This is a genomic window from Melioribacteraceae bacterium (genome assembly GCA_030584085.1).
GTDB lineage: Bacteria > Bacteroidota > Ignavibacteria > Ignavibacteriales > Melioribacteraceae > SURF-28.
In genome coordinates this window covers 996,690-1,023,096 of record CP129490.1, presented here as the reverse complement: position 1 = coordinate 1,023,096, position 26,407 = coordinate 996,690, and the positions used below count along the sequence as shown (strand labels likewise).

The 26,407-nt window shown below is 34.8% G+C and carries 26 protein-coding genes and 1 pseudogene; 4 read left to right on the top strand and 23 right to left on the bottom strand.

Annotation, left to right across the window (positions count from 1 at the left end):
- Window positions 1–24: 24 nt before the first annotated feature.
- Window positions 25–1,185 carry a tetratricopeptide repeat protein gene (locus QY331_04695; protein ID WKZ70551.1) on the bottom strand — a complete coding sequence of 387 codons (1,161 nt, stop codon included), beginning with the start codon at window positions 1,183–1,185 and terminating at the stop codon, window positions 25–27.
- Window positions 1,186–1,423: 238 nt separating this feature from the next.
- On the opposite strand from QY331_04695, the gene QY331_04690 reads away from it, so the two are divergent.
- The 4 genes from QY331_04690 to QY331_04675 are packed head-to-tail and all read left to right on the top strand — an operon-like array spanning window position 1,424 to window position 5,735.
- The gene (locus QY331_04690) at window positions 1,424–2,512 is read left to right on the top strand and encodes an adenosine deaminase (protein ID WKZ70550.1); all 1,089 of its coding nucleotides are present in this window, start codon (window positions 1,424–1,426) and stop codon (window positions 2,510–2,512) included.
- 2 nt (window positions 2,513–2,514) lie between these two features.
- The gene (locus tag QY331_04685; GenBank protein ID WKZ70549.1) at window positions 2,515–2,853 is read left to right on the top strand and encodes a hypothetical protein; all 339 of its coding nucleotides are present in this window, start codon (window positions 2,515–2,517) and stop codon (window positions 2,851–2,853) included.
- A gap of 1 nt (window position 2,854) precedes the next feature.
- Window positions 2,855–4,513, top strand: coding sequence for a urocanate hydratase (gene hutU / locus QY331_04680; GenBank protein WKZ70548.1), 1,659 nt, complete (start codon window positions 2,855–2,857; stop codon window positions 4,511–4,513).
- A 25-nt stretch (window positions 4,514–4,538) separates the two neighbouring features.
- Complete coding sequence (locus QY331_04675) at window positions 4,539–5,735, top strand: phosphoglycerate dehydrogenase (GenBank protein WKZ70547.1); 1,197 nt, start codon at window positions 4,539–4,541, stop codon at window positions 5,733–5,735.
- Window positions 5,736–5,786: 51 nt separating this feature from the next.
- Here the strand turns inward: QY331_04675 and QY331_04670 are convergent, their stop codons facing one another.
- The 22 genes and pseudogenes from QY331_04670 to QY331_04565 all read right to left on the bottom strand — a co-directional run bounded on the left by QY331_04670 (window position 5,787) and on the right by QY331_04565 (window position 26,389).
- A complete protein-coding gene (locus tag QY331_04670) occupies window positions 5,787–6,545 on the bottom strand; it encodes a hypothetical protein (protein ID WKZ70546.1) in 759 nt (252 codons plus the stop codon).
- Between the two features lie 66 nt (window positions 6,546–6,611).
- Window positions 6,612–6,959 (bottom strand): 50S ribosomal protein L19, encoded by a 348-nt coding sequence (gene rplS / locus QY331_04665; protein ID WKZ70545.1) that lies wholly within the window; start codon window positions 6,957–6,959, stop codon window positions 6,612–6,614.
- A 2-nt stretch (window positions 6,960–6,961) separates the two neighbouring features.
- Window positions 6,962–7,645 (bottom strand): tRNA (guanosine(37)-N1)-methyltransferase TrmD, encoded by a 684-nt coding sequence (gene trmD, locus QY331_04660; protein WKZ70544.1) that lies wholly within the window; start codon window positions 7,643–7,645, stop codon window positions 6,962–6,964.
- Window positions 7,632–8,147, bottom strand: a complete 516-nt coding sequence (rimM, locus tag QY331_04655; GenBank protein ID WKZ70543.1) for a ribosome maturation factor RimM — start codon at window positions 8,145–8,147, stop codon at window positions 7,632–7,634. Before rimM ends, trmD begins: the two co-directional genes overlap by 14 nt.
- Before the next feature lie 12 nt (window positions 8,148–8,159).
- Window positions 8,160–8,393, bottom strand: a complete 234-nt coding sequence (locus QY331_04650; protein ID WKZ70542.1) for a KH domain-containing protein — start codon at window positions 8,391–8,393, stop codon at window positions 8,160–8,162.
- Window positions 8,394–8,748: 355 nt separating this feature from the next.
- A pseudogene (rpsP, locus tag QY331_04645) lies at window positions 8,749–8,988 on the bottom strand (30S ribosomal protein S16).
- Between the two features lie 30 nt (window positions 8,989–9,018).
- Window positions 9,019–10,353 carry a signal recognition particle protein gene (gene ffh, locus QY331_04640; GenBank protein ID WKZ70541.1) on the bottom strand — a complete coding sequence of 445 codons (1,335 nt, stop codon included), beginning with the start codon at window positions 10,351–10,353 and terminating at the stop codon, window positions 9,019–9,021.
- 53 nt (window positions 10,354–10,406) lie between these two features.
- Window positions 10,407–11,297, bottom strand: a complete 891-nt coding sequence (atpG, locus tag QY331_04635) for an ATP synthase F1 subunit gamma (protein ID WKZ70540.1) — start codon at window positions 11,295–11,297, stop codon at window positions 10,407–10,409.
- Window positions 11,298–11,308: 11 nt separating this feature from the next.
- Entirely contained in the window at window positions 11,309–12,859 is a 1,551-nt protein-coding gene (atpA, locus tag QY331_04630) for a F0F1 ATP synthase subunit alpha (GenBank protein WKZ70539.1), read from the bottom strand.
- A 23-nt stretch (window positions 12,860–12,882) separates the two neighbouring features.
- Complete coding sequence (gene atpH, locus QY331_04625; protein WKZ70538.1) at window positions 12,883–13,440, bottom strand: ATP synthase F1 subunit delta; 558 nt, start codon at window positions 13,438–13,440, stop codon at window positions 12,883–12,885.
- Between the two features lie 2 nt (window positions 13,441–13,442).
- On the bottom strand, window positions 13,443–13,985 hold the full coding sequence (gene atpF / locus QY331_04620) for a F0F1 ATP synthase subunit B (GenBank protein WKZ70537.1): 543 nt from the start codon (window positions 13,983–13,985) through the stop codon (window positions 13,443–13,445).
- Window positions 13,986–14,025: 40 nt separating this feature from the next.
- Window positions 14,026–14,244, bottom strand: coding sequence for an ATP synthase F0 subunit C (gene atpE / locus QY331_04615; GenBank protein WKZ70536.1), 219 nt, complete (start codon window positions 14,242–14,244; stop codon window positions 14,026–14,028).
- Between the two features lie 29 nt (window positions 14,245–14,273).
- The gene (atpB, locus tag QY331_04610) at window positions 14,274–15,113 is read right to left on the bottom strand and encodes a F0F1 ATP synthase subunit A (GenBank protein WKZ70535.1); all 840 of its coding nucleotides are present in this window, start codon (window positions 15,111–15,113) and stop codon (window positions 14,274–14,276) included.
- Between the two features lie 381 nt (window positions 15,114–15,494).
- Complete coding sequence (locus QY331_04605) at window positions 15,495–15,740, bottom strand: AtpZ/AtpI family protein (protein ID WKZ70534.1); 246 nt, start codon at window positions 15,738–15,740, stop codon at window positions 15,495–15,497.
- 14 nt (window positions 15,741–15,754) lie between these two features.
- Window positions 15,755–16,108 carry a polymer-forming cytoskeletal protein gene (locus tag QY331_04600; GenBank protein ID WKZ70533.1) on the bottom strand — a complete coding sequence of 118 codons (354 nt, stop codon included), beginning with the start codon at window positions 16,106–16,108 and terminating at the stop codon, window positions 15,755–15,757.
- 8 nt (window positions 16,109–16,116) lie between these two features.
- Entirely contained in the window at window positions 16,117–16,950 is an 834-nt protein-coding gene (locus tag QY331_04595) for a M23 family metallopeptidase (protein ID WKZ70532.1), read from the bottom strand.
- A gap of 43 nt (window positions 16,951–16,993) precedes the next feature.
- Window positions 16,994–18,007 (bottom strand): glycosyltransferase family 9 protein, encoded by a 1,014-nt coding sequence (locus QY331_04590; GenBank protein WKZ70531.1) that lies wholly within the window; start codon window positions 18,005–18,007, stop codon window positions 16,994–16,996.
- 1 nt (window position 18,008) lies between these two features.
- Window positions 18,009–18,914, bottom strand: coding sequence for a hypothetical protein (locus tag QY331_04585; protein ID WKZ70530.1), 906 nt, complete (start codon window positions 18,912–18,914; stop codon window positions 18,009–18,011).
- Complete coding sequence (locus QY331_04580) at window positions 18,887–20,254, bottom strand: GWxTD domain-containing protein (GenBank protein ID WKZ70529.1); 1,368 nt, start codon at window positions 20,252–20,254, stop codon at window positions 18,887–18,889. The genes QY331_04585 and QY331_04580 overlap by 28 nt, the downstream gene beginning before the upstream one ends.
- A 61-nt stretch (window positions 20,255–20,315) precedes the next feature.
- Window positions 20,316–21,689 carry a GWxTD domain-containing protein gene (locus QY331_04575; protein ID WKZ70528.1) on the bottom strand — a complete coding sequence of 458 codons (1,374 nt, stop codon included), beginning with the start codon at window positions 21,687–21,689 and terminating at the stop codon, window positions 20,316–20,318.
- A gap of 87 nt (window positions 21,690–21,776) precedes the next feature.
- Complete coding sequence (locus tag QY331_04570; GenBank protein ID WKZ70527.1) at window positions 21,777–22,793, bottom strand: PorV/PorQ family protein; 1,017 nt, start codon at window positions 22,791–22,793, stop codon at window positions 21,777–21,779.
- A gap of 50 nt (window positions 22,794–22,843) precedes the next feature.
- Window positions 22,844–26,389 carry a hypothetical protein gene (locus QY331_04565; protein WKZ70526.1) on the bottom strand — a complete coding sequence of 1,182 codons (3,546 nt, stop codon included), beginning with the start codon at window positions 26,387–26,389 and terminating at the stop codon, window positions 22,844–22,846.
- Window positions 26,390–26,407 lie beyond the last annotated feature (18 nt).

Genomic DNA, 26,407 nt, shown 5'->3' with positions numbered 1-26,407 from the left:
TATATATAATAAATTTCTAATTAATTATCTTTTCTTGTCAGCCATATCAAAGGCTTCCATTGATTTTTCGGTCATACCTAAATTTGCATAAACACGACCGAGTAGTTCCCAAATTTGTGCATCATCAGGATTAAGTTCCAAATACTTTTCTAAATGAGGAAGAGCTAAGTTGAATTTTTCTTTAAATGAATCATCTTCAACACCATCTGCTTCAGCTTTATCCCTTAACTGTGTTCCCCATTTAACATAAGTAGCCGCTAAATTGTAAATTGCGTTTGAATAATCCGGATCAAGTTCAATGGCTTTTAGGAAATGATCTTCGGCACCGTCAAAATCATTCGCTTCTAATAATAAAACACCATAGTTATATCTATAATATTTATTGTTAGGATCTTGGGCAACACCTTCTTTAAAGGCATTCATTGCTATATCTAATTTATTTGCATTGATATACGCATTTGATAAGAAAAGAAGAATTTCACCGTTGTTTGGGTATTTATCATGGCCTTTTTCAAGCACACTAACAGCTTCTTCAAACTTTTGATTAGCCTTGATACTATCAGCAGCATCACCAGAAGTCTGAAATGCTGATTTCAAATTTTGTCCTTGTGTAATATAAATCTCTCCAAGCATTGTGTAAGATTCCGCGGAACCTTCTTTAGCGATTAGATTTTTCAACGGTTCAACAGCTTCGTCAATTCTACCGGCATTGATATAAGCAAAGGTAAGATTTTTATAAGTATCTGTTGAATCAGGTTGAACTAATATTGCGTTTTCAAATCTCTCAATCGATTTATCAAAAAACATTTGTGTAGAATCTTCATTATTGGTTTGAGCTGCACGGTTAAAGAATGCAACACCTTTATTAAAGTTATCAGCCCAGTGATAATTTCTACTGTCCTGAATTTCTTTAGCAAATTTATTACTGATTTCAATAGATTTTCCGAAATACTCGGTCATCTTAGCATAATCACCTTCTTCGCCATATAAGTATCCTAACAGATAATAACCCTCATCACTTTTTGGGTTTGCTTGGATCTCTCTCATCAAAGCTTCTTTCGCCTTTTCATTATTATCTTGCTGCATATACAAACGGGCGCTCGTGATTTCAGTCGATGCACATTGGAAAGCAGTTATTCCAAATATCATCGCCAATAAACTTATTATTACAATAACACGTTTCATTATTTCTCCCTTTTATAAGAATTTTAGTTTAATCTGTCGAGAAAATTACCAATTTGAGACCCGATAATCAAGATTAATTAATCCAATTAACAGCATATTGTTTGATACAATCTTCAGAAATGGTGATGTTTTTTTCAATTTTATCATATTTCAAGATCCATAATAAAAACCGATTTTGACCGTTATAAATTGATTTTCGGACACTAAAAGGATATTTTTGAGAAAGAGGAAAATAAATATGAAAACAGAAGAAATAATAAAATTAGCCCCAAAAGTTCAACTTCATGACCATCTTGATGGTGGATTAAGGCCTGAAACTATTGTTGAATTAGCCAAAGAATATAAATATAAAAGGTTGCCTACCTCAGATCCGGGTGAATTGGCTGATTGGTTTCACCGAGGAGCAAATAAAGGTAATCTTGTTGAGTATCTGCAAGGATTTGAACACACAATAGCATTGATGCAAACTAAGGATTCGTTAAAACGAATTGCATTTGAAATGATGGAGGACATGTCAAAAGACGGAGTTTGTTATATCGAAACTCGTTTTGCTCCGGTTTTTCATACCGAAAAAGGTTTGCATTATGACGATGTTATTGATGCCGTTCTTGAGGGATTGAATGAAGGGAAAGAAAAATTCGGAGTAGGGTTCGGTTTAATTCTATGCGGTATGCGCAATATGAAAAATACTTTGGAGATCGCAGAACTAGCAGTTAATTTTCGGAATAAAGGGGTTGTTGGATTTGACTTAGCAGGCGAAGAAGGTGGGTATCCGCCAAAAAAACATGTAGATGCATTTCAATTTATTCAAAGAGCAAATTTTCACATAACAATTCATGCTGGGGAAGCATTTGGTAAAGAATCTATCTGGCAGGCAATTCAATTTTGTGGTGCCCACCGAATCGGACACGGAACTAGATTAACCGAAGATATAAGCTTTGATAAAGACGGTAACGTAATTGCTCTTGGTGAATTGGCTCAATATGTTTTAGATACAAGACTTCCGATTGAAATTTGCTTATTGAGTAATGTTCATACAGGTGCAGTCGATAAATTAGAAAATCACCCATTTATAAAACTATTTAAACAGAAATTCAGAGTTTTTCTTAATACTGATGATAGGTTAATGAGCGATACAACTCTTACAAAAGAATATCTTACAGCAACCGAAATGTTTGATATTAGTTTGGACGACATCGAAAAGCTAAATATAAACGCGATGAAATCTGCCTTTATACCTTATGATGAAAGGCTGAAATATATCTACGATGTTATTAAACCCGGTTATCAAAGTATAAGAGAAAAGCTTCTGTCTTTGAAAGAATAATTATGGCAAAGAAACTTTTCAAGAATTACAGTTATTCGTTTGATTCAAACGAAAGGAAAATACTTACCACTTTTTGTAAACAAGTTTTAAACCAACTCTCTTCGGACGAAAAGTTTTATCGTGAAATAAAGGTTTTTCAATCTCTTTTAGAAAAACTACAAGAAGGTAATGAAGAAACAAAACTTACCAAAGACGAATCAACAAGACTTTCAGTCAACCTAAAAGAGAATGTAAAAAATTTAGAGAAACAAGTAGACAAAAGTTGGTTTCTAAAAAAGTGGCTGTTAAAATCAATGCTGAAACAGTATAAAAATATTTTATTAATACACTTTAGTGATTAAAATGGATTCAGAGAAAAAAGAAATCAGATCTCCAAGAGGAACAGATTTATCATGCAAAGGCTGGATTCAAGAAGCCGCGATGAGAATGTTAATGAATAATCTTGATCCTGATAACGCAGAAAAACCCGAAGAATTAATTGTATATGGTGGTTCAGGTAAAGCAGCAAGAAATTGGGAATCATACAATGCAATTATTGAATCACTTAAAAAATTAGAAAACGATGAGACTCTTTTAGTTCAATCCGGCAAACCGGTTGGAATTTTTAAAACTCACATCGATGCACCAAGAGTTATAATTTCAAATTCAATGCTAGTCCCCGATTGGGCAAATTGGAACGAATTCAGACGTCTGGAAAATCTTGGTTTAACAATGTACGGACAAATGACCGCAGGAAGCTGGATTTACATCGGCACACAAGGAATTCTTCAGGGAACTTATGAGACATTTTCCGAATGCGCTAATCAACATTTTGGCGGAACTCTTGAAGGTAAATTTGTTTTAACCGCCGGACTTGGCGGAATGGGCGGTGCTCAACCGCTCGCAGCAACTATGAATGGTGCGGCTTTCTTGGGTATAGACGTTGATGAAAAACGAATCCAAAAAAGATTAGAGACCGGTTACATTGATAAGATAAATTATGATTTATCGGAAGCATTAAAACTAGTTTTAGATGCAAAGAAGAACAGACAAGCGTTATCTGTTGGACTTGTCGGTAATGCTGGTGAAGTTTTACCGGCAATTTTAGAAAAAGGAATTATCCCCGATATCTTAACCGATCAAACATCAGCTCATGATGTGTTAAGTGGTTATGTTCCAATGGGAATGAGTTTTGAAGAAGCACTTCAATTAAGAAAATCTGATCCCGAACAATATATTCAGAAATCTAGAGCAACAATTGTAGCGCACGTAAAAGCTATGTTAAATTTCCAGAAGAAAGGTGCAATTACATTTGATTATGGGAATAACATCCGTGGTGAGGCAAAAGAAAACGGAGTTATAAATGCTTTCGACATACCCGGATTTGTACCTGAATATATTCGCCCACTCTTCTGCGACGGAAAAGGTCCGTTTAGATGGGCTGCCTTATCCGGTGATCCAGATGATATATTTGAAACCGATAAAGCAGTGATGGAAACTTTTCCTGAAGACGAGGCATTAATCCGTTGGATTAAAATGGCACAAAAGAAAGTTCACTTTCAGGGATTACCAACTCGCATCTGTTGGCTGGGATATGGCGATCGAGCAAAGATGGGTAAAATATTTAATGATTTAGTTGCATCCGGAAAAGTGAAAGCCCCGATTGTAATCGGAAGGGACCATTTGGATTGCGGTTCGGTAGCTTCACCTTATAGAGAAACCGAAGCAATGAAAGACGGGAGCGATGCAATTGCTGATTGGCCAATTCTAAATGCATTGATGAATGCTATTGGTGGTGCAAGTTGGGTTTCGATTCATCATGGTGGCGGTGTTGGAATCGGAAAATCGATCCATGCCGGAATGGTAATCGTTGCCGACGGAACAAAAGAAGCTGAAAAAAGATTAGAGAGAGTTTTAACTTATGATCCGGGTATGGGAATAATTCGTCATTCCGATGCCGGATATGATAGAGCAATAAATAATGCAAAAAAATTCGGTGTAAAAATTCCGATGATGAAGTAATATCAAATTCAAACGTGAGGATGAAATGAGTGAAAAAATGAAAGTATTGATTGCCGACAAATTACCCGAGCAATATGTTCAGAAACTTCGTGATCATGACCTCGAAGTTATTTATGAACCAAAACTCGGAGAAAATGATTTACCAAAAGCAGCAGAAGATGTTGATATAATTGTAGTCAGATCTACTGTAGTAAATGCAGAAACAATAGAGAAATCAAAAAAGTTAAATCTTATTATTAGAGCAGGCGCCGGTTATAATAATATAAACGTTGCTGCCGCAAACAAAAAAGGTGTTTATGTTGCTAACTGTCCCGGTAAAAACGCTATTGCTGTTGCAGAGTTAGCAATGGGATTAATTATTTCTCTAGATAGACAAATTCCCGATAATGTTTCGGATTTTAGAGCAGGTAAATGGAACAAAGCTGCTTACTCAAAAGCTAACGGTTTATACGGAAAAACAATAGCGATTGTAGGATTAGGAAATATCGGACGTGAGGTTGCAATTCGAGCAAAAGCATTTGGTATGAATGTTTACGGCAAGGATATTTCCAGAATTGAAGGAGTTGAATACAAAGATTTCTCAGAATTTGATCAAGTACTACCAATTGCAGATGTTGTTTCTCTCCATCTACCATTAACACCTAATACAAAGGGTTTGTTTAATGACAAGATGTTTTCTTATATGAAAAATGGTGCATATTTTATCAATACTTCAAGACCCGGTGTTGTTGATGAAGATGCGTTAATAAAAGCTGTTAAAGAAAAAGGAATACGTGCTGGTTTAGATGTTTTCATGGACGAACCGGAACAAAAATCCGGCGAAGTTAAATCAAATCTTCAAGATGTGGATGGAATTTATGTTACACATCATATTGGTGCATCGACTGATCAAGCACAAAATGCCGTTGCCGAAGAAGCAATTCAGATTATATTGGACTTTATTAATAGTGGTGTTATCGATCACTGGGTTAACAGAGCTAAAATAACTGACGCGCATTATCAATTAGTCGTTAAACATTATGATAAACCCGGTGTGCTCGCATCAATTATGGATGTGCTTAGACAAGGTGAAATAAATATCGAGGAAGTTGAAAATATTATATTTGACGGCGGAATAGTAGCTTGTTGTACGATGAAATTAAAATTATCAGCTACAGATGAAATGCTCGCGGCAATAAGAAATAATCCTAATGTATTAACTGTTTCTCATACAGCAATTTAGAAGCCGAATCATTTTGTAAAATCCCGCAAATTAATAGTTGCGGGATTTTTTTTATACAAACTTCAATTCAATTATTTCGTCAAAAATACCGCTATAAAATGGTAGTTTAATCAATTCAACAAGAGCTTCTTTTTCGTTTTCAGTCATTTCAAAATAAACTGAGTTCAACTCAGCAACAATTGAGTCGTACAAATTATCTTGGATATCTATCTTAGATAAATATTTCTCAATATTGTCCTCAATTTTTTTATCGAGTTCGGGAAGTGATTGCTGAAGCTCCAACAAGTTTCCCTCTGATTTAGATGCCCAGATAAAATTAACATAAGGATAATCAATTAAAGACGCGACTTGATCAGCGAAGCTCATTCCTTTATCGATTGGATTATAGTCTAAATTTTCATTTCCAACTACTATATAATTATTGTTATCAAGATCAAATTCGGCTGTATCCAAAACAATATTTACATCTTGAGAATATCTTTCAGAGAAAAGTATTTTGCTCAAAATAATTTCATTAGTCGAAACATCACCACGTAAGAATAAATTTGTAAATCCAAGCTGATCGGGTTGAAAATATATATAAGTATTTGAAAGCACACCATCAAATGATAATCCCAGCTTAGAAGAGATATACAGTTCTCTATGTTTGAAAATATCGAGTGAAGGTATTAATCCGATTGCCGAAGCATCGTTCTGTAATTCATTACAAATCAAAGCAGAAGGTTTAACTACAATGTTCTTCTTTAACTCATCAGGAAGTGACATTGCAATAAAAGCCGCATAAATATTTTGCGGAATAATAATTTTCATAATTACACCTAATTCTTTAAAATAAAAAAGCCGCTAAATATAGCGGCTGAGAAAAACAATTTAAAACTACTGAATATTCTTATCTTTAATTCTAGCAGCTTTACCTGAAAGATTTCTCAAGTAATAAAGTTTAGCTCTTCTTACTTTACCTTCTTTCACAACTTCTACTTTAGCAATCTTTGGTGAGTTGTAATTGAAAATTCTTTCAACACCAACACCGCTTGAGATTTTTCTAACTGTAAAAGTTTTGTCTGAAGCTCCGCCTCTTATACTTATAACATCGCCTTCAAACGGTTGAATTCTTTCTTTATCACCTTCAATAACTCGAACGTGAACACGAACTCTGTCACCGGTTTTAAATTCCGGTAAATCAGTGCGTAACTGATCTTTTAGTATTTCTTGTATCTTATCCATAACTACTCCGAAGAATTATTTTTTTTCCACTTTTCTGTCAAAAATTTTGACTGTGCTTCTTTCCATTCATTTATTTTTGCAAAGTTACCGCTTAACAATACATCGGGAACTTTCAAACCTTTGTATTCGGCCGGGCGTGTGAAATAAGGTGCTTCAACACTTTCGCCATCCATTAGAGAATCATTTAATGCCGATTCACTATCATTCAGAACGCCGGGGATCAATCTGATAACTGAATCAATGATTACCAATGCCGGTAATTCACCACCACTTAGAACAAAATCACCAATTGAGTATTCATCTGTAGCAAAAACTTCTCTTACGCGATCATCAATCCCTTTATAATGTCCTGTGATAATCAAAATATTATTTGCAAGTGATAGTTGATTCGCGATTTTCTGAGAATACTTTTTACCTTTTGGTGAAGTAAAAATTATATGATTATATTCTCTCTCACTTTTCAATTTTTCAATACATTCAAAGAACGGTTCGGGTTTGAGGAGCATTCCGGGTCCGCCACCGAACGGTTTATCATCAATCTGCTTATGTTTATCGTATGCATAATCTCGAAGATTGTGTATATGAATCTCAACCAAATTTCTATCTTGTGCTCGTTTAATAATACTATAACTTATCGGACTGACCAATAAATCAGGCACTGCAGATATGATATCAAATCTCATCATAGTTAAGATCCATTCCCGGGTTAAGATGAATTTCTTTTTTATCCTTATCAATTCGTTCTATAAAATCCGTAACAAGAGGTATTAAAATTTCCTTTCCGTTAAGATCTCTAATAACAAGAACATCATTACCCGGATAACTTTCAACATTAATCAGAATACCAAAGAACTCATATGATCTAAATATCTTCGCACCGATATACTCATGAATGAAAAATTCATCCGGCTTAACATCGGGCAAATGAATGCTTTCAACAAAAATATCTTTACCTACAAGAAAATTTACATCTTCTCGAGAATCGAAATTCTTAAACTTAATTACGGGTTGTTCACCCGAAAAATAAAAGTCTTCGACGAAAAATTTTCTTTTATCGCCAAAGACATCGATAAAAACAATTTTTTGGTTCTCTAATACTTCAGAAGAATCGCTATAATTCTTAAGGATCAGGTAACCATCTTTGTTGACTGTAGATTTTAATTGGGCAACAAAAAGAAATTCTTGCAAATCCACTTAAGTTTAATCAAGAATTTTTAGTATTGCTCTTTTTCCATCTTTAGCAGCAATGGCAGTAAGCAGAGTTCGCATAGCTTGAGCAGTCTTACCTTGCTTGCCAATTACCTTACCAACATCGTCTTGACCAACTTTGAGAGTCAATTCGATTGTTTTTTCATCCGGTGTTGCTTCTTCAATAGAAACGTTATCCGGACTGTCAACTAAATGCTTTGCGATGAATTCAATAAATTCCTTCATAGGAATACCTTAAGATTATTAGACAATAAGTTGTCTTTGCCCCGCAAGGCAAAGAGAAAAATTATTCTTTAGAATCTTCTGATTTCTCTTCTTCGGCTTGAGCCGGTTCAACTTCGTCTTTGTTTTCAGCAGCTGCTGCGGCTTCTGCTTCTTGTTTCGCTTTTGCTTCAGCTTCTGCTTTTGCTTTTTCTTCATCTGCTTTAGCTTTAGCCTTAGCTTTCTCAGCTTCGGCTTTTGCCTTTTCAGCTTTACTTCTAGAATCAGCTATTCTTGCTTCTCGCTTACCTAGCCACTCTTCCATTTCCTTTGCTACATCAGCTTCTGATAATCCTTTCTTAATTAACTCTCTTTTAAAGAGAATTCCTTCACCGGATAAAAGATTTTTAACTGTTGTAGTAGGTTGAGCACCAACACCTAACCAATATAACGCTCTCTCTTCATTAATTTCAATAGTCGTCGGTTCAGTTTTAGGGTTATAAAGACCAATAGATTCAATGAATCTTCCGTCTCTAGGTGAACGAACATCTGCAGCAACTAATTTATAAATTGGTTGTCGCTTCTTACCCATTCTTCGTAATCTTAACTTAACTGCCAAGTTTAATACTCCTATTATAATTTACATTTATTAATTAAAACTCATATTCCCAAATTTACCAAGCATCTTTTTGCCGCCTTTGGAACTGAACATCTTCATCATTTTTTGCATTTCTTTAAATTGCTTTAGCAATCTATTAACATCTTGAATTGAATTGCCACTTCCAATAGCTATTCTTTTACGGCGGCTTCCGTTTAATACTTTGGGATTTTTTCTTTCTTGCTTTGTCATTGATTGAATAATCGATTCAACTTTTACAATTTGCTTATCATCAACATCTGCATTTTGTATCGATTTATTCATCCCAGGAATCATTCCCAATATAGATTTTAATGATCCCATTTTTTTTATCATTTTAATCTGCTTAAGGAAATCCTCAAAGTCAAATTGATTCGAAAGTAATTTCTTTTCAATATCTTCGGCTGCTTGCTGATCAACATTTTCTTGTGCTTTTTCAACAAAAGAAACAATATCACCTTTACCGAGAATTCTTGAAGCTAAGCGATCAGGATGAAATTTTTCAATTGAATCTAATTTTTCGCCGAGACTAATAAATTTAACCGGTTTTTGGACAACAGATTTAATTGAAAGAGCACAACCGCCTCTCGAATCGCCATCAATTTTTGTAAGAACTATTCCGTCAAAATCAACACGGTCATGAAATGCTTTTGCGGAATTTACCGCATCCTGACCGGTCATCGAGTCAACCACAAATAAGGTTTCAGAAGGTTTTACCTTTTCCTTAATTGCAGCAACTTCATCCATCAACTTTTCATCAACATGTAATCTTCCGGCTGTATCGATGATTACAGTATTTGCATCATTCTCTTTCGCATATCGTACCGCTTCGCTCGCAATTAAAACAGCATCTTTACTTCCGTCAATCGAAAACACAGGAACATTAATACTGGTACCTAGCTGCTTAAGTTGCTCAATTGCTGCAGGCCTATAAATATCGGCGGCAGCTAAAACTACTTTTCGATTTTTGCTTGATAAATATTTTGCTAGTTTACCGCTAAAAGTTGTTTTACCGGAACCTTGCAAACCCACAAGCAGAATCACCGTAACTCCGGATGGATTGAGACGAATCTCTTGATTTCGTCCGCCCATTAGTTCAGTTAACTCATCATGAAATATTTTTGTGATAAGTTGACCCGGAGTAACAGAAGCAAGAACTTCTTTACCCATTGCTTTTTCTTTTACATCATCAACCAATTGCTTAGCGACTTTGTAATTTACATCAGCATCTAAAAGAACACGTCTGATCTCACGAAGAGTATCAGAAACATTATTTTCAGTAATTCTACCTTGACCGGTTACTTTTTTTAAAGCTTTATCAAGTTTTTGACTTATATCATCAAACATAGGCTAATCTGTTAAAGATACAAAATTAACAATTCTTTTCAAATCTTAATATATTAAGCATCTCTAAGCGCATTAGCACCGGATACAATTTCAGAAATTTCAGTTGTAATTGCAGCTTGTCGTTCCTTATTATAAAGAATATTAAGTGTACGAATAAGTTCTTTAGCATTTTCTGTTGCCATATCCATAGCTGTCATTCTTGCACCTAATTCAGCGGCATACGAATCTAACAATGAAGTCCACACTTGCGCTTTTAAATGTCTGGGCAACAATGCATTTATTATCGATTGTTTATCCGGTTCATAAATAAAATCTACAGGTTTAGAATCGTTAATTTCTTGAGATTTATCTTCAAACTTAGCAATTGGTAAAATCTGTTTAGCAATTGTATTTTGTTGAATAACAGATTTAAACTCATTATAAACAATAAATACTTTATCGTATTCTTTGTTTAAAAACTTTGCAGTAAGCTCGGTTGTAAGCGCAGATGCAAACTCAAATTTGAGATCTGAAAAAATACCGGAATATGAAGCAGCAACTTTATAATTTCTTCGTTTAAAATGATCAACACCTTTTTTACCGACACAATAGAGCGAAACTTTATCTGCATTATTTAATTCAGAATAGTTTTCTTTTATAAACTCTTCAGCTTTTCTGATAGCATTCATGTTGAATCCGCCGCATAAACCTCTATCAGAGGTAACGACTATAATCGCAACACTTTCAACTTCTCTTTCTTGGAAAAGTGGATTATCACTACCCTTTTCGATTGCTATTAAATTAGAGAGAACTTCGGCTATTTTACGCGAGTACGGGCGAGCATTTATGATATTTTCTTGAGCACGACGTAAACGCGCAGCAGCAACCATTTTCATTGCTTTGGTTATTTGCTGAGTGTTTTTGACTCCCTTAATTCTACTTTTTATGTCGCGTAATGTAGCCATAAAAACTTTTACTATTCGCTTTTCTTAAATTTACCAGCAAACTCTTGAGCTGCTTGTTTTAATTTTGTTACAATTTCATCACTAAGTTGTTTTGTTTCTCTGATGGCTTTCAATACATCAGCATATTTTAGTTCAACATATTCAAGAAATTCTTTTTCATATCGTTTCACATCCTTAACGGGAATATCTTCTAGGAAGTTATTCGTTCCTACGAAAACACTTACTACTTGTTTTTCAACCGGAATCGGTTGATATTGACCTTGCTTCAACAATTCAACGAGTCGAGCACCTTTTGCTAATGTTCTTTGTGTAGCTTTATCTAAATCAGAACCAAATTTTGCGAAAGCTTCTAATTCACGATATTGAGCTAGATCTAGTTTTAGAGAACCCGCAACTTTTTTCATAGCTTTTATCTGAGCGTTACCACCAACACGTGATACTGAGATACCGACGTTAATAGCAGGTCTTACACCGGCATTAAATAAGTTTGGTTCAAGATAAATTTGACCATCAGTAATAGAAATCACGTTTGTTGGAATGTAAGCAGAAACGTCACCTTGTTGAGTTTCAATAATAGGAAGAGCTGTTAAACTTCCTCCACCAAGTTCATCACTTAATTTTGAAGCTCTTTCGAGCAGTCTTGAATGAAGATAGAATACATCACCAGGATAAGCTTCACGTCCGGGAGGTCTTCTTAATAACAAAGAAAGTTCTCTATAAGCGACCGCTTGTTTTGATAAATCGTCATAAATAACCAAAGCATGTTTACCGTTATCTCTAAAATATTCACCTAAAGTAGCGCCAGAATAAGGAGCGATATATTGCAGCGGAGCTGGAACTGAAGCGGGTGCCGAAATGATTGTCGTATAATCCATTGCACCTTCTTGTTCAAGTTTCGATACCACTTGAGCTATAGTAGAACTCTTTTGTCCGATTGCCACATAAATACAATAAACCGGATTAACGCCTACGGACTTAGCGTCTTCTGAATGTGTATATTTTTGATTAATAATTGTATCGAGAGCAACGGCAGTTTTCCCGGTTTGTCGATCACCTATAATTAATTCTCTTTGTCCACGTCCAATCGGGATCATTGCATCAACTGCGGTAATACCAGTTTGGAGGGGTTCAACAACAGGTTGACGAGCAACAACACCAAGTGCTTTTCTTTCTATCGGCATAAACTTTTCGGTTGCAACTTCTCCCTTTCCATCAACAGGTTCACCTAAAGGATTGACCACACGTCCTAACATAGCTTCGCCCACAGGGAAAGATGCAACACGCTTTGTTCTTTTAACAGAATCACCTTCTTTGATTTTATCGCTTTCGCCAAAAAGTACGCATCCAACACTGTCTTCTTCAAGGTTGAGAACCATTCCCATAACACCATTAGGGAATTCAACTAACTCACTTGACATAACTTCTGAGAGCCCATATACGCGAGCAATACCGTCTCCAACTTGAAGTACGGTTCCTATGTCATAAATTTCAACTGCACTATCAAAACCTAATAGTTGTTTTCTTAAAACTGAAGAAACTTCTTCCGGTTTAACTGCTGCCATTTTATATCCCTTAAGATTTTCCTTTAATTAACTAATGATTGATCAGCTTTGATCAATCTTTTTCTCAATACATCTAGCTGATGAATAATTGATGCATCTAACATTTTATCTTTCATTCTAACCACAAAACCACCAATTATTCTACTATCTATTTTAAAATCTAAAAGCACATTTTTGTTTGAATATTCTTCGAGCTTATTTTTAAATAAATCCTTTTCAGAATCTGAAAGATCAACTGCAGAAGTAACTGTTGCATGAACAATATTTAATTTTTCGTCTTTCATTTCGAGAAAATGTTTGGAAATTTCGAACAACAAATCTTCTCTATTTTTGCGAATAAGGAATTCCAAAAAATTAGCTGTCTCTTTACAAATAAGACTGCCGAAAATTTCCTTAAGAATAATATTCTTTTTTTCTTCATTAATAACAGGACTTTCGAGTGCAACTCTCAATTCTTTTGACTTTTCGAGAGTTTCATAGATAAGCGACATATCATTACCAACGACTTCGAATTGATTCGATTCTTCGGCTTGTCTTAATAATGCTTTTGCGTATCTATTTGTTATACTGTAAACACTCATTTTTAATTTTTAGAGATATCCTGAATATATTTTTCAACTAATTTTTTCTGTTTATCCGCATCAAGATTCTCGCGAATAATTTTTTCTGCTGCATTTACAGCGATATCGGCAATCTCAGCTTTTAGATTATTGAAGGCTTCCAAATTTTTCTGCTGAATTTCAGCAGTTGCATCTTCTATCATTTTCTTAGCTTCTCTTTTACTCTCATCTAAAATTTGATTTTTGAGAGTCTCTGCATATTCTCTACCCTGATTAATAACTTTTTGAGCTTCTTCTTCCGCTTTAGCCAGGTTTGCTTGGTTTTGTTTCAATAACTCTTCCGCTTCTTTCTGAGCATTCTCAGCTTTTTCAAGAGAATTTTTGATAAATGATTCTCTATCATTCAAAGAGGTTAATATTGGTTTCCATGCAAACTTCTTTAAAAGAAAAAGCAGAATTACGAAAGTAATAGTAGTCCAAATAATTAACCCGGGGTTAACATCCAGAGGACCACCAGCCTCACCACCTGCAAATGCTAAAAGTGCATAGTGCATAAATCCAGTCATCATTTTTCCTAAGCTTAATGATAATTAATTATTGCGCGGTTTATTTTAATGCTAATAAAATACAGATAACAAGCGCAAAGAGAGAAATACCTTCAATAAGAGCAGCTGCAATAATCATTGAAGTTCTGATATCACCAGCAGCTTCAGGTTGACGACCACTAGCTTCCATAGCTGAGCTAGCTAACTTACCAATTCCATAAGCACCACCGATAATAGTCAAAGCAGCACCGAATCCAGCAGCTAAATAAGCAAAATCCATTTTATTCCTCCTAAATATTAAATATGTTTTTAATGATCTTGATGAACTGCCATCCCTATAAACAACGAGGATAACATAGTAAAAATATATGCCTGTATTAGTGACACTAAAAGTTTCAGGATGAAAATAAATAACGCAAAAGAAACCGACACAGGAACTACAAAATATGTATGAATAATAAATATCAATCCGATAAGCGAATAAATAATAATTTTACCAGCAAGCATGTTCGCAAAAAGACGAACAGCTAAGGCAAAAGGCTTTGTAAACAATCCGAGTAACTCAACCACAATCATTATCGGTAATAGCCAAGTAGGAATACCATGCGGAACCAGCCCCTTGAAGTAACCGACGAAACCGTTGTTTTGAATACCGCCAAGTTGCGTTACAATAAATGTAAAAACAGCGAGTGTAGCCGTTACCGATATATTACCAGTTACAGCTGTTCCATAAGGGATTAGACTAAATAAATTTAGTGTCAAAATAAAAAAGAATGCAGAGAGCAAATAAGGAACAAACTTCTCATATCCCTTGTGAATTGTAGGTTTCGCAATTTCGTCTCTAACAAATAAAATCATTATCTCAGTCATACTCGCGAACCCGGTCGGGACCCGTTGTTTCTTGTACTTTTTAGCAACATTATACAGAAGGAAGAAAAGAAATATCGCAGCAACCCACATATAGACTAAATGCTTGGTAATTGAAATATCAATTCCAAACAATTCAATATGCGGAAGTGGGATTACAATAAAAGGATCAAAATCCAAATATCTTGCATCCAAGGAGTGATGTAAAATCCAATCACTTTCACTCGATTTCTCTGCGACCTGCAAAGAATCGTTAAGTATTTCCGTTGAGAGAGAATCCATAAACTCTTAGATTACTTAGACTTACCCTGCTCTTTTGCTTTTTTGTGAAAAAAATTCACTTCAAAGATTAGTGAAGTAAAATAAAAAATAAAGAATAGAAATATAAATGCATATTTGTCAATATTCAAGAATTTTATCACAATAATTACGACAATGAGTAGGAATATAATTCTAAGAAACATTCCGCCGAGGTTGAAAATGAGGAATTCTTTATTTGATTTTCCTAAAGATTTTTTGAAAAAATAATAAGCGGAAAATGAGGTGAGCATATTTAGTCCAGCAGCTGTTAGACATGCCTCAACTAAATACCATTCGATAATGTTGAATAGATTCAAAAATATGAAGACAACCGATATCCCAATAATTATAGTGTAAACTTGTTTAATCATGATTTTTCTTTTTATTCATATTTAATACAGTTTTTATAAAGTTATAAATACCGGCAAAACCACCGAAAAAAGAAAAAGCAATTGTCAAGACCGGATCCGTTTCGAATTTTCCATCCAACCATCTGCCTAAAAAAAACATTAGAACGATGGTTGCCGCGAGTTGTGTTCCCAACCCGAGATACGGGCCTACGTCATGATAAGTTTTAAGAAGGTTGGAGTGATTATTTTTTTTTGGCATGTCTAATTTCCGATTTATTTCGAATCGGAATTCATGGAGCTATTCCCTTCAAATTTGGCTCCTTCTTCAATCACCAATATTTTTGTTATTAAATCGCCCGATAGTGAAGAATTTGGTTCGAGGATTACCTTTTCATTTGATGTAACTGATCCGTTAACCTTTCCGCTTAATGTTACATTCATTGCTTTTATATTTCCATCAACGGTAGAACTTTCACCGAGTGTTAAATTCCCATTAACTGTTATATCACCAATTACATGGCCGTCAATTCTCATACTTCCTTCGCTATAAAGTTTGCCTTCAATTTTAACACCCGAGCTTAAAATACTAACATCAATTGATGAAGAGGAGTTATTTTTCTGAGCCATCTTACTTCCTAATTATTAATAATAAAATTTTCTGGATTAACAGTTTTACCACTTTTCCAAAGTTCAAAGTGTAAATGAGGTCCGGTGGTTTTATATCCACTATTTCCGCTAAGCGCAACTAATTCACCTTGTTTTACTGTTTCTCGCTCTTTAACAAGAGTTGATTCACAATGCCGATAAACTGAGATAAAATCTTCTTCATGTTGAATGATCAACGAGTAACCATACTCTGGTGTAAAACCCGAAAATATTACGACTCCACTTTGAACTGCATGAATGGATGTCCCTTTTTTTACACCATAATCAATTCCTAAATGACCGCGATCCGGTTCATATTTTTTTATAATTATACCAGAAACCGGAGAGATAAAAATTCCTTCAGAGTTTTCAGATTGAAATAACTTGATAAAGTCGAGAAACACACCTAATAAATTTCCGCCGGATTTTTTCAGAGGTGAATTTTCTTTTCGTAATGAATCATAAATTGCTGAACTAGAATCTAGTGAATCAGTTGATGCTAAAATCATTGCATATTTCAGTCTTTCATTTGTGGAGGCTAATTTTTGTAGTTCATTCGATAAGAAATAAACTTTTCCTTCCAATTCTTTTACTTTTACGATCTGTTCATTAAGTCTATCATTCTCAAAGAAAAAAACAACGTTTCTTGCCGGAGTGAATAGGACAACAGCCAGTACAATTATTGAAATGAATAAAGTATATAGTGAGATTGCTCCCAAGACTCTTAGGAAAGAAAATTTATACCTCTTAGTTTGCAAAACGGGAAAATTCGGGGTTATGTAAACAGAAGAATTTTTTATGTCTTTAATTTTTAGGAATTTCATGACGCTTTTCTCACATGAACCGCAAATATAATTAATTATGAAATTAATGTCCCGCTTCGAGCATCAAGTATATTTCTTCCAGCACTTGGGAAGGCTTAAGCTCAAATCCACACTTAAAGTGTTCTTTGGGGCATTTGATATGACCATGTATTCCACAAGGCTTACAATCGAGCTTATCAAATGATATGGGCTTACTTTTAGCATTGTATGGATAGAATCCGAATTTAGGAATTGTTGAACAATAAATAGTCAGAACTGAAGAATCGGTAGCCATCCCCAAATGTGTTGGCGCGCTATCGTTACAAATAAGTAAGCGCGACAATTTTATTAAGTAAATTGAATGCAAAAAATTTAGTTGACCACAACTATTAATAATTTTAGGATTGTTCTTAACTAGGATTTCGGCAAGCCGAGAATCTTCTTTACCACCAATCACAATAATTTCATAACTATTTTTAACTAACTCGTCACAAATTTTTTGAAAGTATTCAATAGGATACTTTTTAGTTTCCCAGACAGAGCCGGGCGCAATAACAATCAGTTTATTGAAATCGACATGTGAAAACAAACCTTCAACATGCTTTTTAATCTCTTTAGTTATAAGAATTTCAGGAAGTATTTTCCAACTTTCGGAATAATCCTCTCCTAAAAGTGACAAATTTCTTCTTACTTCATGCCAATCGGTATGATACTTTATTTTCTTGTTATATAAAAAAGCTAGTGAAGATTTATCAAATGAAACTCTTTCTTTCGCCCCCGAAAAAAAAGCGAGTAATGAAGATCTTGCTGATCTATGAGGGGAAATAATTTTATTATATTTATTTTGTTTTAACTTTTTTGCAAGTCTGAAGAATGCAAAAAAACCTTTATCAATCTTCCGCTTATCATAGACAATTACATTTTTAATATATGGTGAAGCATCAAATAATATTTTTGTAGAAGGAATACAAAGAATATCTATCTCTGAATTTTGGTATTGCTTAGAAATTTCTTGAATTAAGGGAAGTGTTAAGATGGCATCGCCCGGGAAAGCGGTTTGAATAACTAGAATTTTCATTTTAATATTTCCAGATATTGTGCATCCAAAACCATTGCTCCGGATAAAGCCTTACATATTTCTCAAGTAGATTAACATAACGCTGTATTATTTCTTTTACTTTTTCGTTATGATCTTGTGGTAATTCTTCCAAGTTGATCTCTTCGGCATAAGCCGAAAATTTATAGTCTGAGGTTCTGACTGCAAACAAAATATAAAGCGGTGTCTTAGTTTTGATAATTAAATCTCCAATTCCCGAATAAATGGCAGTATCTCTGCCAAATAATTTTACTCTCATTCCATCTTTAGGTCCACGCTGATCGGCAACAACACCAAGCAATTTATTATCCTTCAAAACTTGATAAATTTTACGAATTGACATTCCCAAGGGAATCACTTTATTACCATGCTTTTCCCGCATATCGTTCAACCATTTATCAACATAGGGATTTCTTTGCGGTTTAACTATTGGATACATAATTGTACCCATTTGCATCGGTAAGGAAATTGCACCGACTTCCCAATTACCAAAGTGTGCCGTCATGAAAATCAATCCCAAACCTTCATTATATTTATCTTTTAATAATTGTAAATCTTCATGGGGACATTGAAGCAAATTTGACATTTCATTGTTGCTCATCTTAGGGAAGCACATAATTTCGAGTATCAATCTTGAAAAATGGAAATAGCTTTGCTTTGCTATTGATTTTAATTCACTTTGATTTTTATCAGGGAAAGCAATTGCCAAGTTTTTAAATGTCACTTGTGTTCGAATTTTTAGAAGGTCAAAAAAGAGAAAAGATAAAATCTTAGCTGGATAGTTTAATCTTCGTACACCCAATAATTGAACAACTTTGGCAATAAAAAGAAAAGCAATATACTCAAGAATATTTTTCATTTTTAATAAATGTATAATCTTCTTTGCCAAGTATCGTCAAATATTTCGCCTCGTTTAGTTGAATGAATAAGATCATAATCACCAAATCCATTCAAATCTCCGAAAATGAACACTACACCCCCTTCAAGTGTATCGTAGTACCAAATTTCATAAGGTCTTAAATTGGATTCGTTTGGAAATTGTTCAACTTTATTAGGCTCACCATATTTTATGAAAACTCTTCCCCGCTCGGTACTATACCCATTTGCACTCAAGCCCCTAAATTTGCTATTGGCTTTGTCAACTCGGTTCATATATTCTTCATATGAAATTTTATTTTCGGAACCGGTAGTATTCTTTGATTCCCAAAACCTTGTAAGAAATTCACGTTTGCCTTCCGCTGAAGATATCGACTCATATCTCTCGATTTCTTTACTAGTGGCGATGTATCGGGCTTGATTAAATACTTCATCACATTCTTCTGCTGAAAAATATGAGAAGGGAGATTCTTTTTGTAAAACTTGATCTGAAGTTCCTTCAATAGAATTAACAGTGTAAAATTTATTATAAAAATAGAATTGTTTTTGACTGACAAATGCATACTCCTTCGAAGCTGAACTAAAAATCAATTGAAGAGTATATACACCGGTCGGGTATTTCAACAAATTGATTTGATCAATGTGGGCAATTGATTCAAAATTTGAAGAAATTGTTTTGGAATTTGAGAATACAACTTTTGAGTCACCCGAAACGAGGTAAGTTGATAAAGTTAAACTATCTTCGTCAGCAATATTATATAATTCAGCATAATACTTCAGCAAAGGCAGATCACTTGAATAAGTTGTAGATGGATTTGGTATTATTCGTAGAGTATTTTTGGAAAACAAACTTTCTACTGATGAAGAATCTTTTTTTATTGATCTTGCTAATTGGATATCACTTAGTGTTGGGTTCGATGTGCCATATTTCTTTGTCAATATTGATGTATTAACTATCTGTTCAAGGATTTTGTTACTATTTTGGAAATAAATAAACATGTCATAGTAACCGGATGGAACTACTAATTTTTTTACACCGATTATATCTCTATAACCATCGCCGGTTAAAAGCTCGTTTAGTTTGAAGCTATTATAAACAGTGTCCGACAAAATCTCATCTGAATTTTGATTCTTCGATAGTGAAAAAATAATATTAAGGATAATGGTAGAATCATTATACAGATAATTCTTTACCAGATTCTCGGAATTAAATTCATAATAGACTTCAAAAATATTAGTTGAATCGCTGTTCCTGAACTGCGCATAATCGTAATCAAACTCGTACTGATGTTGAGAAAAAACAATAGTACAGAAGAAGAGAAAAAGTGTAATATTTTTTAAGACATTTTTCATAAAAAAAAAGAATTATCACCTACATGATAATTCTTTTTATTCAATTATTAAACAAACTTATTTATTGCACGTATTTTAAATATTGATTGTAATTATAAATTTCACCTTTTTTTGTAGAGTGTACGAGTTTGTATATATTTAGACTTTGTTCATCAGCAAAAAGAAAGATAACTCCACCATCTAAATTATAATATTGCCAAATTTCATAAGGTTGCGAGTAATATTCATTTTGGAATCTCTCGATTTCACCGGGTGCACCGTATGTTATATATACCCTTCCCCTATCGGTTTTCCAACCTTCTTTACGGCTCACATTACCATAGTTTTTATTCGCATAAGCCACCCTCTCATAATAATCTCTTTTATATTCATTAATTTCTGTAGTTGGATCGGAATCTCGTTTTTCCCAAAATGAACTTAAAAATTTTCTTTTCGCATCATAATCCGAAAGTTTTTTCCATTGTTGCTTCTCGGCTTCAGTGGCAATATAGACAGCTGTCTCATACATATAATCAATTTCATCATCACTCATTATCATTAATTCAGATTCTAACATCGACTTTTGACTTTCGGCAAAGTTAGTGCTTTCATCAACTCGATCTCTATTGTAAATAAAAACTTTTTTAGTTGAGTTTGCCGAAACCATGTTCAAATCATCTCGAATACTTATGACTAAAGTGTATATTCCACTATTTAATTCATTTACTTTTATTGCGCCCACCTCAACAACTGAAGAATGCTCATTGGAAATTTTTCTCTGTTTATCATGAACCATTGTGTTTGTTGCATCAAATAATTTTTGCTCAATAATAAAATTATTTACTGCCCCGCTTGATAGTCCATAAATTTCCGAATAAAAGAAGAGCACAGGATTACTATCCCCATAAATTAAACTTGGATTAGGAGTAATTTCTATCGAGTTTTTGTAAAAAATAGATTCGGTGTTTTGTGATTGTGGAATTATTGCGGTAGCAAGCTGAATATCACTCACGACAATGCTAGATTCTGGAAACGGAGTAACAGAAATATCAAAAGAAGAGTTAAAATTAAATTCAGGGTTATTCAGATCCTCTGCCGAGATATCAAACAAATACTCAGATTCAGGTAAAGGAAAATCCAACAAACCAACCAGTAATTTATCATCATCCGTGGTCGAATTTTCAATATCCAATTGCCACATATTATTAAATACTATTTGATTATCTCTTTTATCAATAATCTTAACTGCTAATTTGCCTTGACTAACGTTTTTGTCCTCCGTTGAAACTGTACTTAGAGCAGATCTTACAAACGAATAATATAACTCAACATAGCTTGAACCATCCGCTGGGTTATAAAATCTGGCATAATCATATTCAAAATTATTTTGCCCAAATAACGAAAATGTAAAAAGAAATAGCAGACAAAAATATTTACAAAATCTAATCCCCCTCATAATTCACTCTCAATTATTAATTATAAAAAATTAAAAAAGCGCTTACTGTTAAACAGCAAGCGCTTTTGAAAGAAAACAGAACTACAATTAGAAGCCTAATTTAACTGTAAATATGTGATTAGGTTCTGGAAATTCTTTAACATCGCGGAAAGCGTAATCAACAGCAATGCCTAATTCGCCAGCGAAATCATAGTTAACACCGGCACCGGCTGTGAATCCAAAAACAGATTCATCACTATTTTCTGTTAAGAAGCTATATCCGCCACGTAAGAAGAAAGTATTCATGAATCCATATTCTAAGCCTAAGCTCAGATTATCTTCAAACGAATTATTATTAGTAAATGTTGAAGCAACAATCAATCTATTTTGTTCGTTGAAGTCATATTTATAAGCTAAACTTAACTCAAAATATGATGGAATTTGAAATTCTTCCGCTACAACTTCCAACAAACCGGTTTTACTTCCCGGCGATGTACCAGGAATTTCAGTCGACTGTTGTAAGTCAGAACCGGAGTAGGTCATGTTAGAACCAATGTTTTTAACTGAAGCGCCTAAGAACAATGATTCACTAAATCTATATTGAACACCAAAGTCTACTGCAAAACCTGAAGCAGTAGTGTTCACAATTTCTTCAGTGATTAATTTGAAATTGGCACCAACAGAAATACGATCGGTAACTATTTTAGAATAAGTTAAACCTACTGTTAAGAATGTAGGTGAATAAGTCTCACCGGTTCCATCAGGTAAGTTAACGGTTGTAACAGGAATATCTCCAAAATCGAATGTTTTGAAGCTAAGAGCCATTGAACCGAAATCACCTAAATTAGCGGATGCGGCAAAATATGATACATTTATATCCGCGAGATAAGACATGTAGCTAAACATAGCTTCAGCACCATCATGCCGAGCTAACCCTGCCGGGTTATAGTAAATTGACTCTAATCCAGTAAGAGTAGCAAGCATGGAGCCGCCAGTTGCAATTCCCCTAGCACCAACCGGAACAAGCAATTGCTCAGCGCCTGTTGTACCCTTTCTAGCTGCATCGCCTGCATAGAGCGAAAAGCTAAAGATTAGTACAGTAAATATTATTAATAATCTTTTCATTTTACAAACTCCTAAAAATTAGAAATTATTCGATTTCATTTTATTATCCGTTAGTACTTTTGTATTTGTTTCTGCGGCATAATGATCGAGAACTTAAGCACTTTATCTCCATACTTAGGCGAAGATACAATAGCTAAATACAGTCCGGATGCCACTCTTAATCCATCTTCGTTCAATAAATCCCACCGTAGATATGGTGAAGTTGGCGAGTCTTTATCATCAGTGTTAAGAGATCTTAATAATTGTCCAGACAATGAATAGATCTTGATCGTAATATCCTCAGGTAAATTTGAGAAAGTTACAAAAGGTTCATCCGGATTGTTAACATTACCCGTCCAGCTTGTTGCCGGGTTATAACCAAATAATGGGTTCGGGAATACATTAACTTTATCGAATAATTCTTTTTCTTGAGCACTACTTAAAGCGCCTTGAGCATTTGTTTTAAAGGTGTAACTATCAGCTGATGTATATGGATAGTTCGTAACAGTTTTTGTTAGAATATCACCATCGCTATAAGAAACTGAATCAGAAGCAAATTCTACTCTGAAGACATAAAGCGCATCAAAGAAAGTAGAAGCAGCTTTCAGTCTATCATCTTCGGTTGCACCAATCGCAGTTGCTGGAATATTATAACTTGTTCCGCCTCTTAAATCAGCCCAAACCATGCTTCCGGATCCATCGTCGAATCCTTTATAAATTTGTTGATTTCCGTTCGGATCATAATCAGCATTAAATACAAGAATAAACTCGGCAGTTTGAGAGATGTTAGTTCCAGGATTCCATTCACCATCTGGGTTACCACCGCCTGTTGCTGACGGAGCTCTTTCAATGAAACCTACTGCAAGCTGTCTTTCTTCACCAAATACAGGATCTTTAACCCAAGCTGTAAATGGTACATCGACAAAACCTTCACCCGGCTTTCCAATAGTCGGATCTGCCGGAACGCCTTCCGCATAAACGAATGAGTTATTCTTACTAACAATACTACCAACATAACCATTAAGATAACGGTATGCTTTACCACCGCCGCCGCCAAATCTTAGTTCAACCTGACGCAATTTATCCGCTTGAATATATGATCCCTTTCTTGAACTTATAGGGCCCGGAAGTGATACAATACTTCGTGATTGAGCACCTAAATCCGGAGAAACATATAATGCTTCTGTATTGCTCGAAATCCATGATGTAGCTGAATTATCAACAAGAGGACCTAAAGTTGCTTTTTCAGAAGAAATTCTCGTAATAAATCCTTCGGTTGAAACATAATCAATTTGATCACTACCATAAGAATATAATTTTGAAGAATCTATAAGAACTTGACCGGTGTTTTCATTTGTCAATTTCCAGTAAGGAACATACATTGTATCCAATACTGCCTCAGTATCAACAAAGAAATCGACTTTATAAGTATCACCTGTCAAATTATCCTTATCAACAACATCATAAGCTAATGCACCGTTAAAGTTTGTTTTTGCACCGCTGTAATTTGCATCAACCGCTAATACCGGTGGTCTGTAAATATTTTCACCGACAACAGCTTCAACAATTCTCGGAATATTTTCAACTTCACCAACGAAAGCGTTAGACATTAAATAGTAATCGCCTTTTCCCGCTAAACCAGGTACTCCGGTTTCTTTATTTACTAATGCTTTGTAGTTAAGCGCATAAGAAGTAACTGCAAAATAATATGGTTTACCCTTTACAAGTGCACCGCCTGACCATGGGTCTTGAGTAACTCGTAAACGGATTCTACCGGTTTGAGCATCAGTATAAGTTGTAGCATTTAATAAAGTAGAACCTTCCTCATACAATAACTCAATACCGCCCGTATTTGGGTTTTCTTTATAAACATCTTCTATATTGTTATCAAGGGTATATCGTTTAAATAATTGTTTATTTGTTCTATTTGCAATAACATCTTGTGTTGTTCTGGTTCTGAAACTCCAAACGTTATAGCCTTCAAAATAAAGGTCATATGCGTCAGTTAGATTTTTATATCCAACCTGACTTGGTGTTTCCCAGATTAAATCTATAAAGTCATCACTTGCTTCAACTGTAACCGAAGCAGCCGGAGGAGGAGCAGGTGATAAGAAATTTTGATCAAACACAAACTGAGCACCATCATCAATTCTTCTTGCTTCAGTAATTGAAGATAGTGCATCACTTCCTTGACCAACAACGTAAGCTACGAGAATTTCTTTTTCTTCGCCTCTTACTAATTCAAAAGGACCTGTATTTTGCATTTGGCGTTGATCTGTCGGATTAGTGTTAATCCACCCTTGTTTTGTAACAGGATCACCGCTATACCAGAATCGGTTATCAACTGTTGCACAATCAACCGACCCCATAACTTCACCCAAAGTCCAATTACAAGGATCTAAGAATTCACCCGTTCTGCTTGTACCAAGCATGTAATTTCTTGCTTCGATAGCATTATTAGGATCACCTAAGAAAGGATCACTTTGCTGATAATGCACAAATGATGAAATACCAAGGTTTTTTGCACCCGGATAAGCAACTTTTCCTTTAACTTGTCCCTGAACACTGTAAGCAGTATCTAATGGCACATCAATTCCATCAGTATAAATTCCATCACCATCAACATCTTGGAATGTTTCGCCGGGAATATAATCTATTGGACCGGAGAAAAAGTCGATCATAAATACCGGAGGGTTAGATCCCCATTGAAGGTCAGGACCCGCTGCGCTATTATATACATAACCCGCGTTTCTAGGAACGTCAACACCTACAAGGTCATCATTATGATCACCAAGATCAGGATCAGCCCAAACACCAAAATAAACATCATTTAATACTTCAGGATCATTTGGACTTAACCCAACGTATGTAAATCTGTATCTGATAAATATGATATTACCGATCGCACCGGCAGAAGCAAATCCAAAAATACTTTGTTTAACTTCAATACCTAACGGATCAACCGTATTCCATCTTCGTTGTGATTTCGGAATCGCATCATTGTAGACAGTCCAACCGGTTTCATCACCAATTAAGTCAGGTCTGTCTTCGTCCGGATCCCATTCACCATTTCCATTTTTATCAACGGGATTATAAACACCATCGCCGTCGCCGTCATAAAAATCTGCACCTATGTCAACAGCATCTTTCCATGCTTGCCAAGCAGCTCCAAAAGCAGGGTCGGATTCTTTAACTACATAAATTTGAGCTCTGGAATCTGTAGCACCATCGGCAACAGTACCTTGTAAATAATCTTCAACCAACGAGGCAGAAGCAACAGCATTTGCCCAAAGTTGACCGTCTTTATAACCACTTAAGAAAAAGCCTGATGAAAATAAGAAACCGTTACCATTGGCATTCGGGTATTTACCTAATGAGCCAAAAGGAGGTACGTTTACATCTGCAATAATACCTTTTCTGTTATAAGGGAGATAAATATTGTTGATATTCATTGCGTAAGCGTCTCCCTTAGGTCCTCCATCAAGAGTGGAGGTAACCTTATAAACCGTGCTTACCTTTTTACTTCCTCTTACGTCGTCAGCTGCTTGAATCACAGATCCAAAAGCGAAGAGCAGCACAAAGACGAAGAGAAATATTTTAAATACTCTATTTTTCATATCTATTACCCTATTTAA

What these genes read in the sequence shown, in the direction of transcription:
- QY331_04685 (WKZ70549.1), top strand. Translation starts at nt 2,515, where the DNA reads ATGGCAAAGAAACTTTTCAAGAATTACAGTTATTCGTTTGATTCAAAC.
- QY331_04570 (WKZ70527.1), bottom strand. Translation starts at nt 22,793, where the DNA reads ATGAAAAGATTATTAATAATATTTACTGTACTAATCTTTAGCTTTTCG.
- QY331_04595 (WKZ70532.1), bottom strand. Translation starts at nt 16,950, where the DNA reads ATGAAATTCCTAAAAATTAAAGACATAAAAAATTCTTCTGTTTACATA.
- trmD (WKZ70544.1), bottom strand. Translation starts at nt 7,645, where the DNA reads ATGATGAGATTTGATATCATATCTGCAGTGCCTGATTTATTGGTCAGT.
- QY331_04675 (WKZ70547.1), top strand. Translation starts at nt 4,539, where the DNA reads ATGAGTGAAAAAATGAAAGTATTGATTGCCGACAAATTACCCGAGCAA.
- atpA (WKZ70539.1), bottom strand. Translation starts at nt 12,859, where the DNA reads ATGGCAGCAGTTAAACCGGAAGAAGTTTCTTCAGTTTTAAGAAAACAA.
- hutU (WKZ70548.1), top strand. Translation starts at nt 2,855, where the DNA reads ATGGATTCAGAGAAAAAAGAAATCAGATCTCCAAGAGGAACAGATTTA.
- rplS (WKZ70545.1), bottom strand. Translation starts at nt 6,959, where the DNA reads ATGGATAAGATACAAGAAATACTAAAAGATCAGTTACGCACTGATTTA.
- ffh (WKZ70541.1), bottom strand. Translation starts at nt 10,353, where the DNA reads ATGTTTGATGATATAAGTCAAAAACTTGATAAAGCTTTAAAAAAAGTA.
- QY331_04590 (WKZ70531.1), bottom strand. Translation starts at nt 18,007, where the DNA reads ATGAAAATTCTAGTTATTCAAACCGCTTTCCCGGGCGATGCCATCTTA.
- QY331_04575 (WKZ70528.1), bottom strand. Translation starts at nt 21,689, where the DNA reads ATGAGGGGGATTAGATTTTGTAAATATTTTTGTCTGCTATTTCTTTTT.
- atpF (WKZ70537.1), bottom strand. Translation starts at nt 13,985, where the DNA reads ATGACTGGATTTATGCACTATGCACTTTTAGCATTTGCAGGTGGTGAG.
- QY331_04565 (WKZ70526.1), bottom strand. Translation starts at nt 26,389, where the DNA reads ATGAAAAATAGAGTATTTAAAATATTTCTCTTCGTCTTTGTGCTGCTC.
- QY331_04600 (WKZ70533.1), bottom strand. Translation starts at nt 16,108, where the DNA reads ATGGCTCAGAAAAATAACTCCTCTTCATCAATTGATGTTAGTATTTTA.
- QY331_04690 (WKZ70550.1), top strand. Translation starts at nt 1,424, where the DNA reads ATGAAAACAGAAGAAATAATAAAATTAGCCCCAAAAGTTCAACTTCAT.
- atpG (WKZ70540.1), bottom strand. Translation starts at nt 11,297, where the DNA reads ATGGCTACATTACGCGACATAAAAAGTAGAATTAAGGGAGTCAAAAAC.
- QY331_04650 (WKZ70542.1), bottom strand. Translation starts at nt 8,393, where the DNA reads ATGAAGGAATTTATTGAATTCATCGCAAAGCATTTAGTTGACAGTCCG.
- atpE (WKZ70536.1), bottom strand. Translation starts at nt 14,244, where the DNA reads ATGGATTTTGCTTATTTAGCTGCTGGATTCGGTGCTGCTTTGACTATT.
- atpB (WKZ70535.1), bottom strand. Translation starts at nt 15,113, where the DNA reads ATGGATTCTCTCTCAACGGAAATACTTAACGATTCTTTGCAGGTCGCA.
- QY331_04695 (WKZ70551.1), bottom strand. Translation starts at nt 1,185, where the DNA reads ATGAAACGTGTTATTGTAATAATAAGTTTATTGGCGATGATATTTGGA.
- QY331_04605 (WKZ70534.1), bottom strand. Translation starts at nt 15,740, where the DNA reads ATGCCAAAAAAAAATAATCACTCCAACCTTCTTAAAACTTATCATGAC.
- atpH (WKZ70538.1), bottom strand. Translation starts at nt 13,440, where the DNA reads ATGAGTGTTTACAGTATAACAAATAGATACGCAAAAGCATTATTAAGA.
- QY331_04670 (WKZ70546.1), bottom strand. Translation starts at nt 6,545, where the DNA reads ATGAAAATTATTATTCCGCAAAATATTTATGCGGCTTTTATTGCAATG.
- QY331_04580 (WKZ70529.1), bottom strand. Translation starts at nt 20,254, where the DNA reads ATGAAAAATGTCTTAAAAAATATTACACTTTTTCTCTTCTTCTGTACT.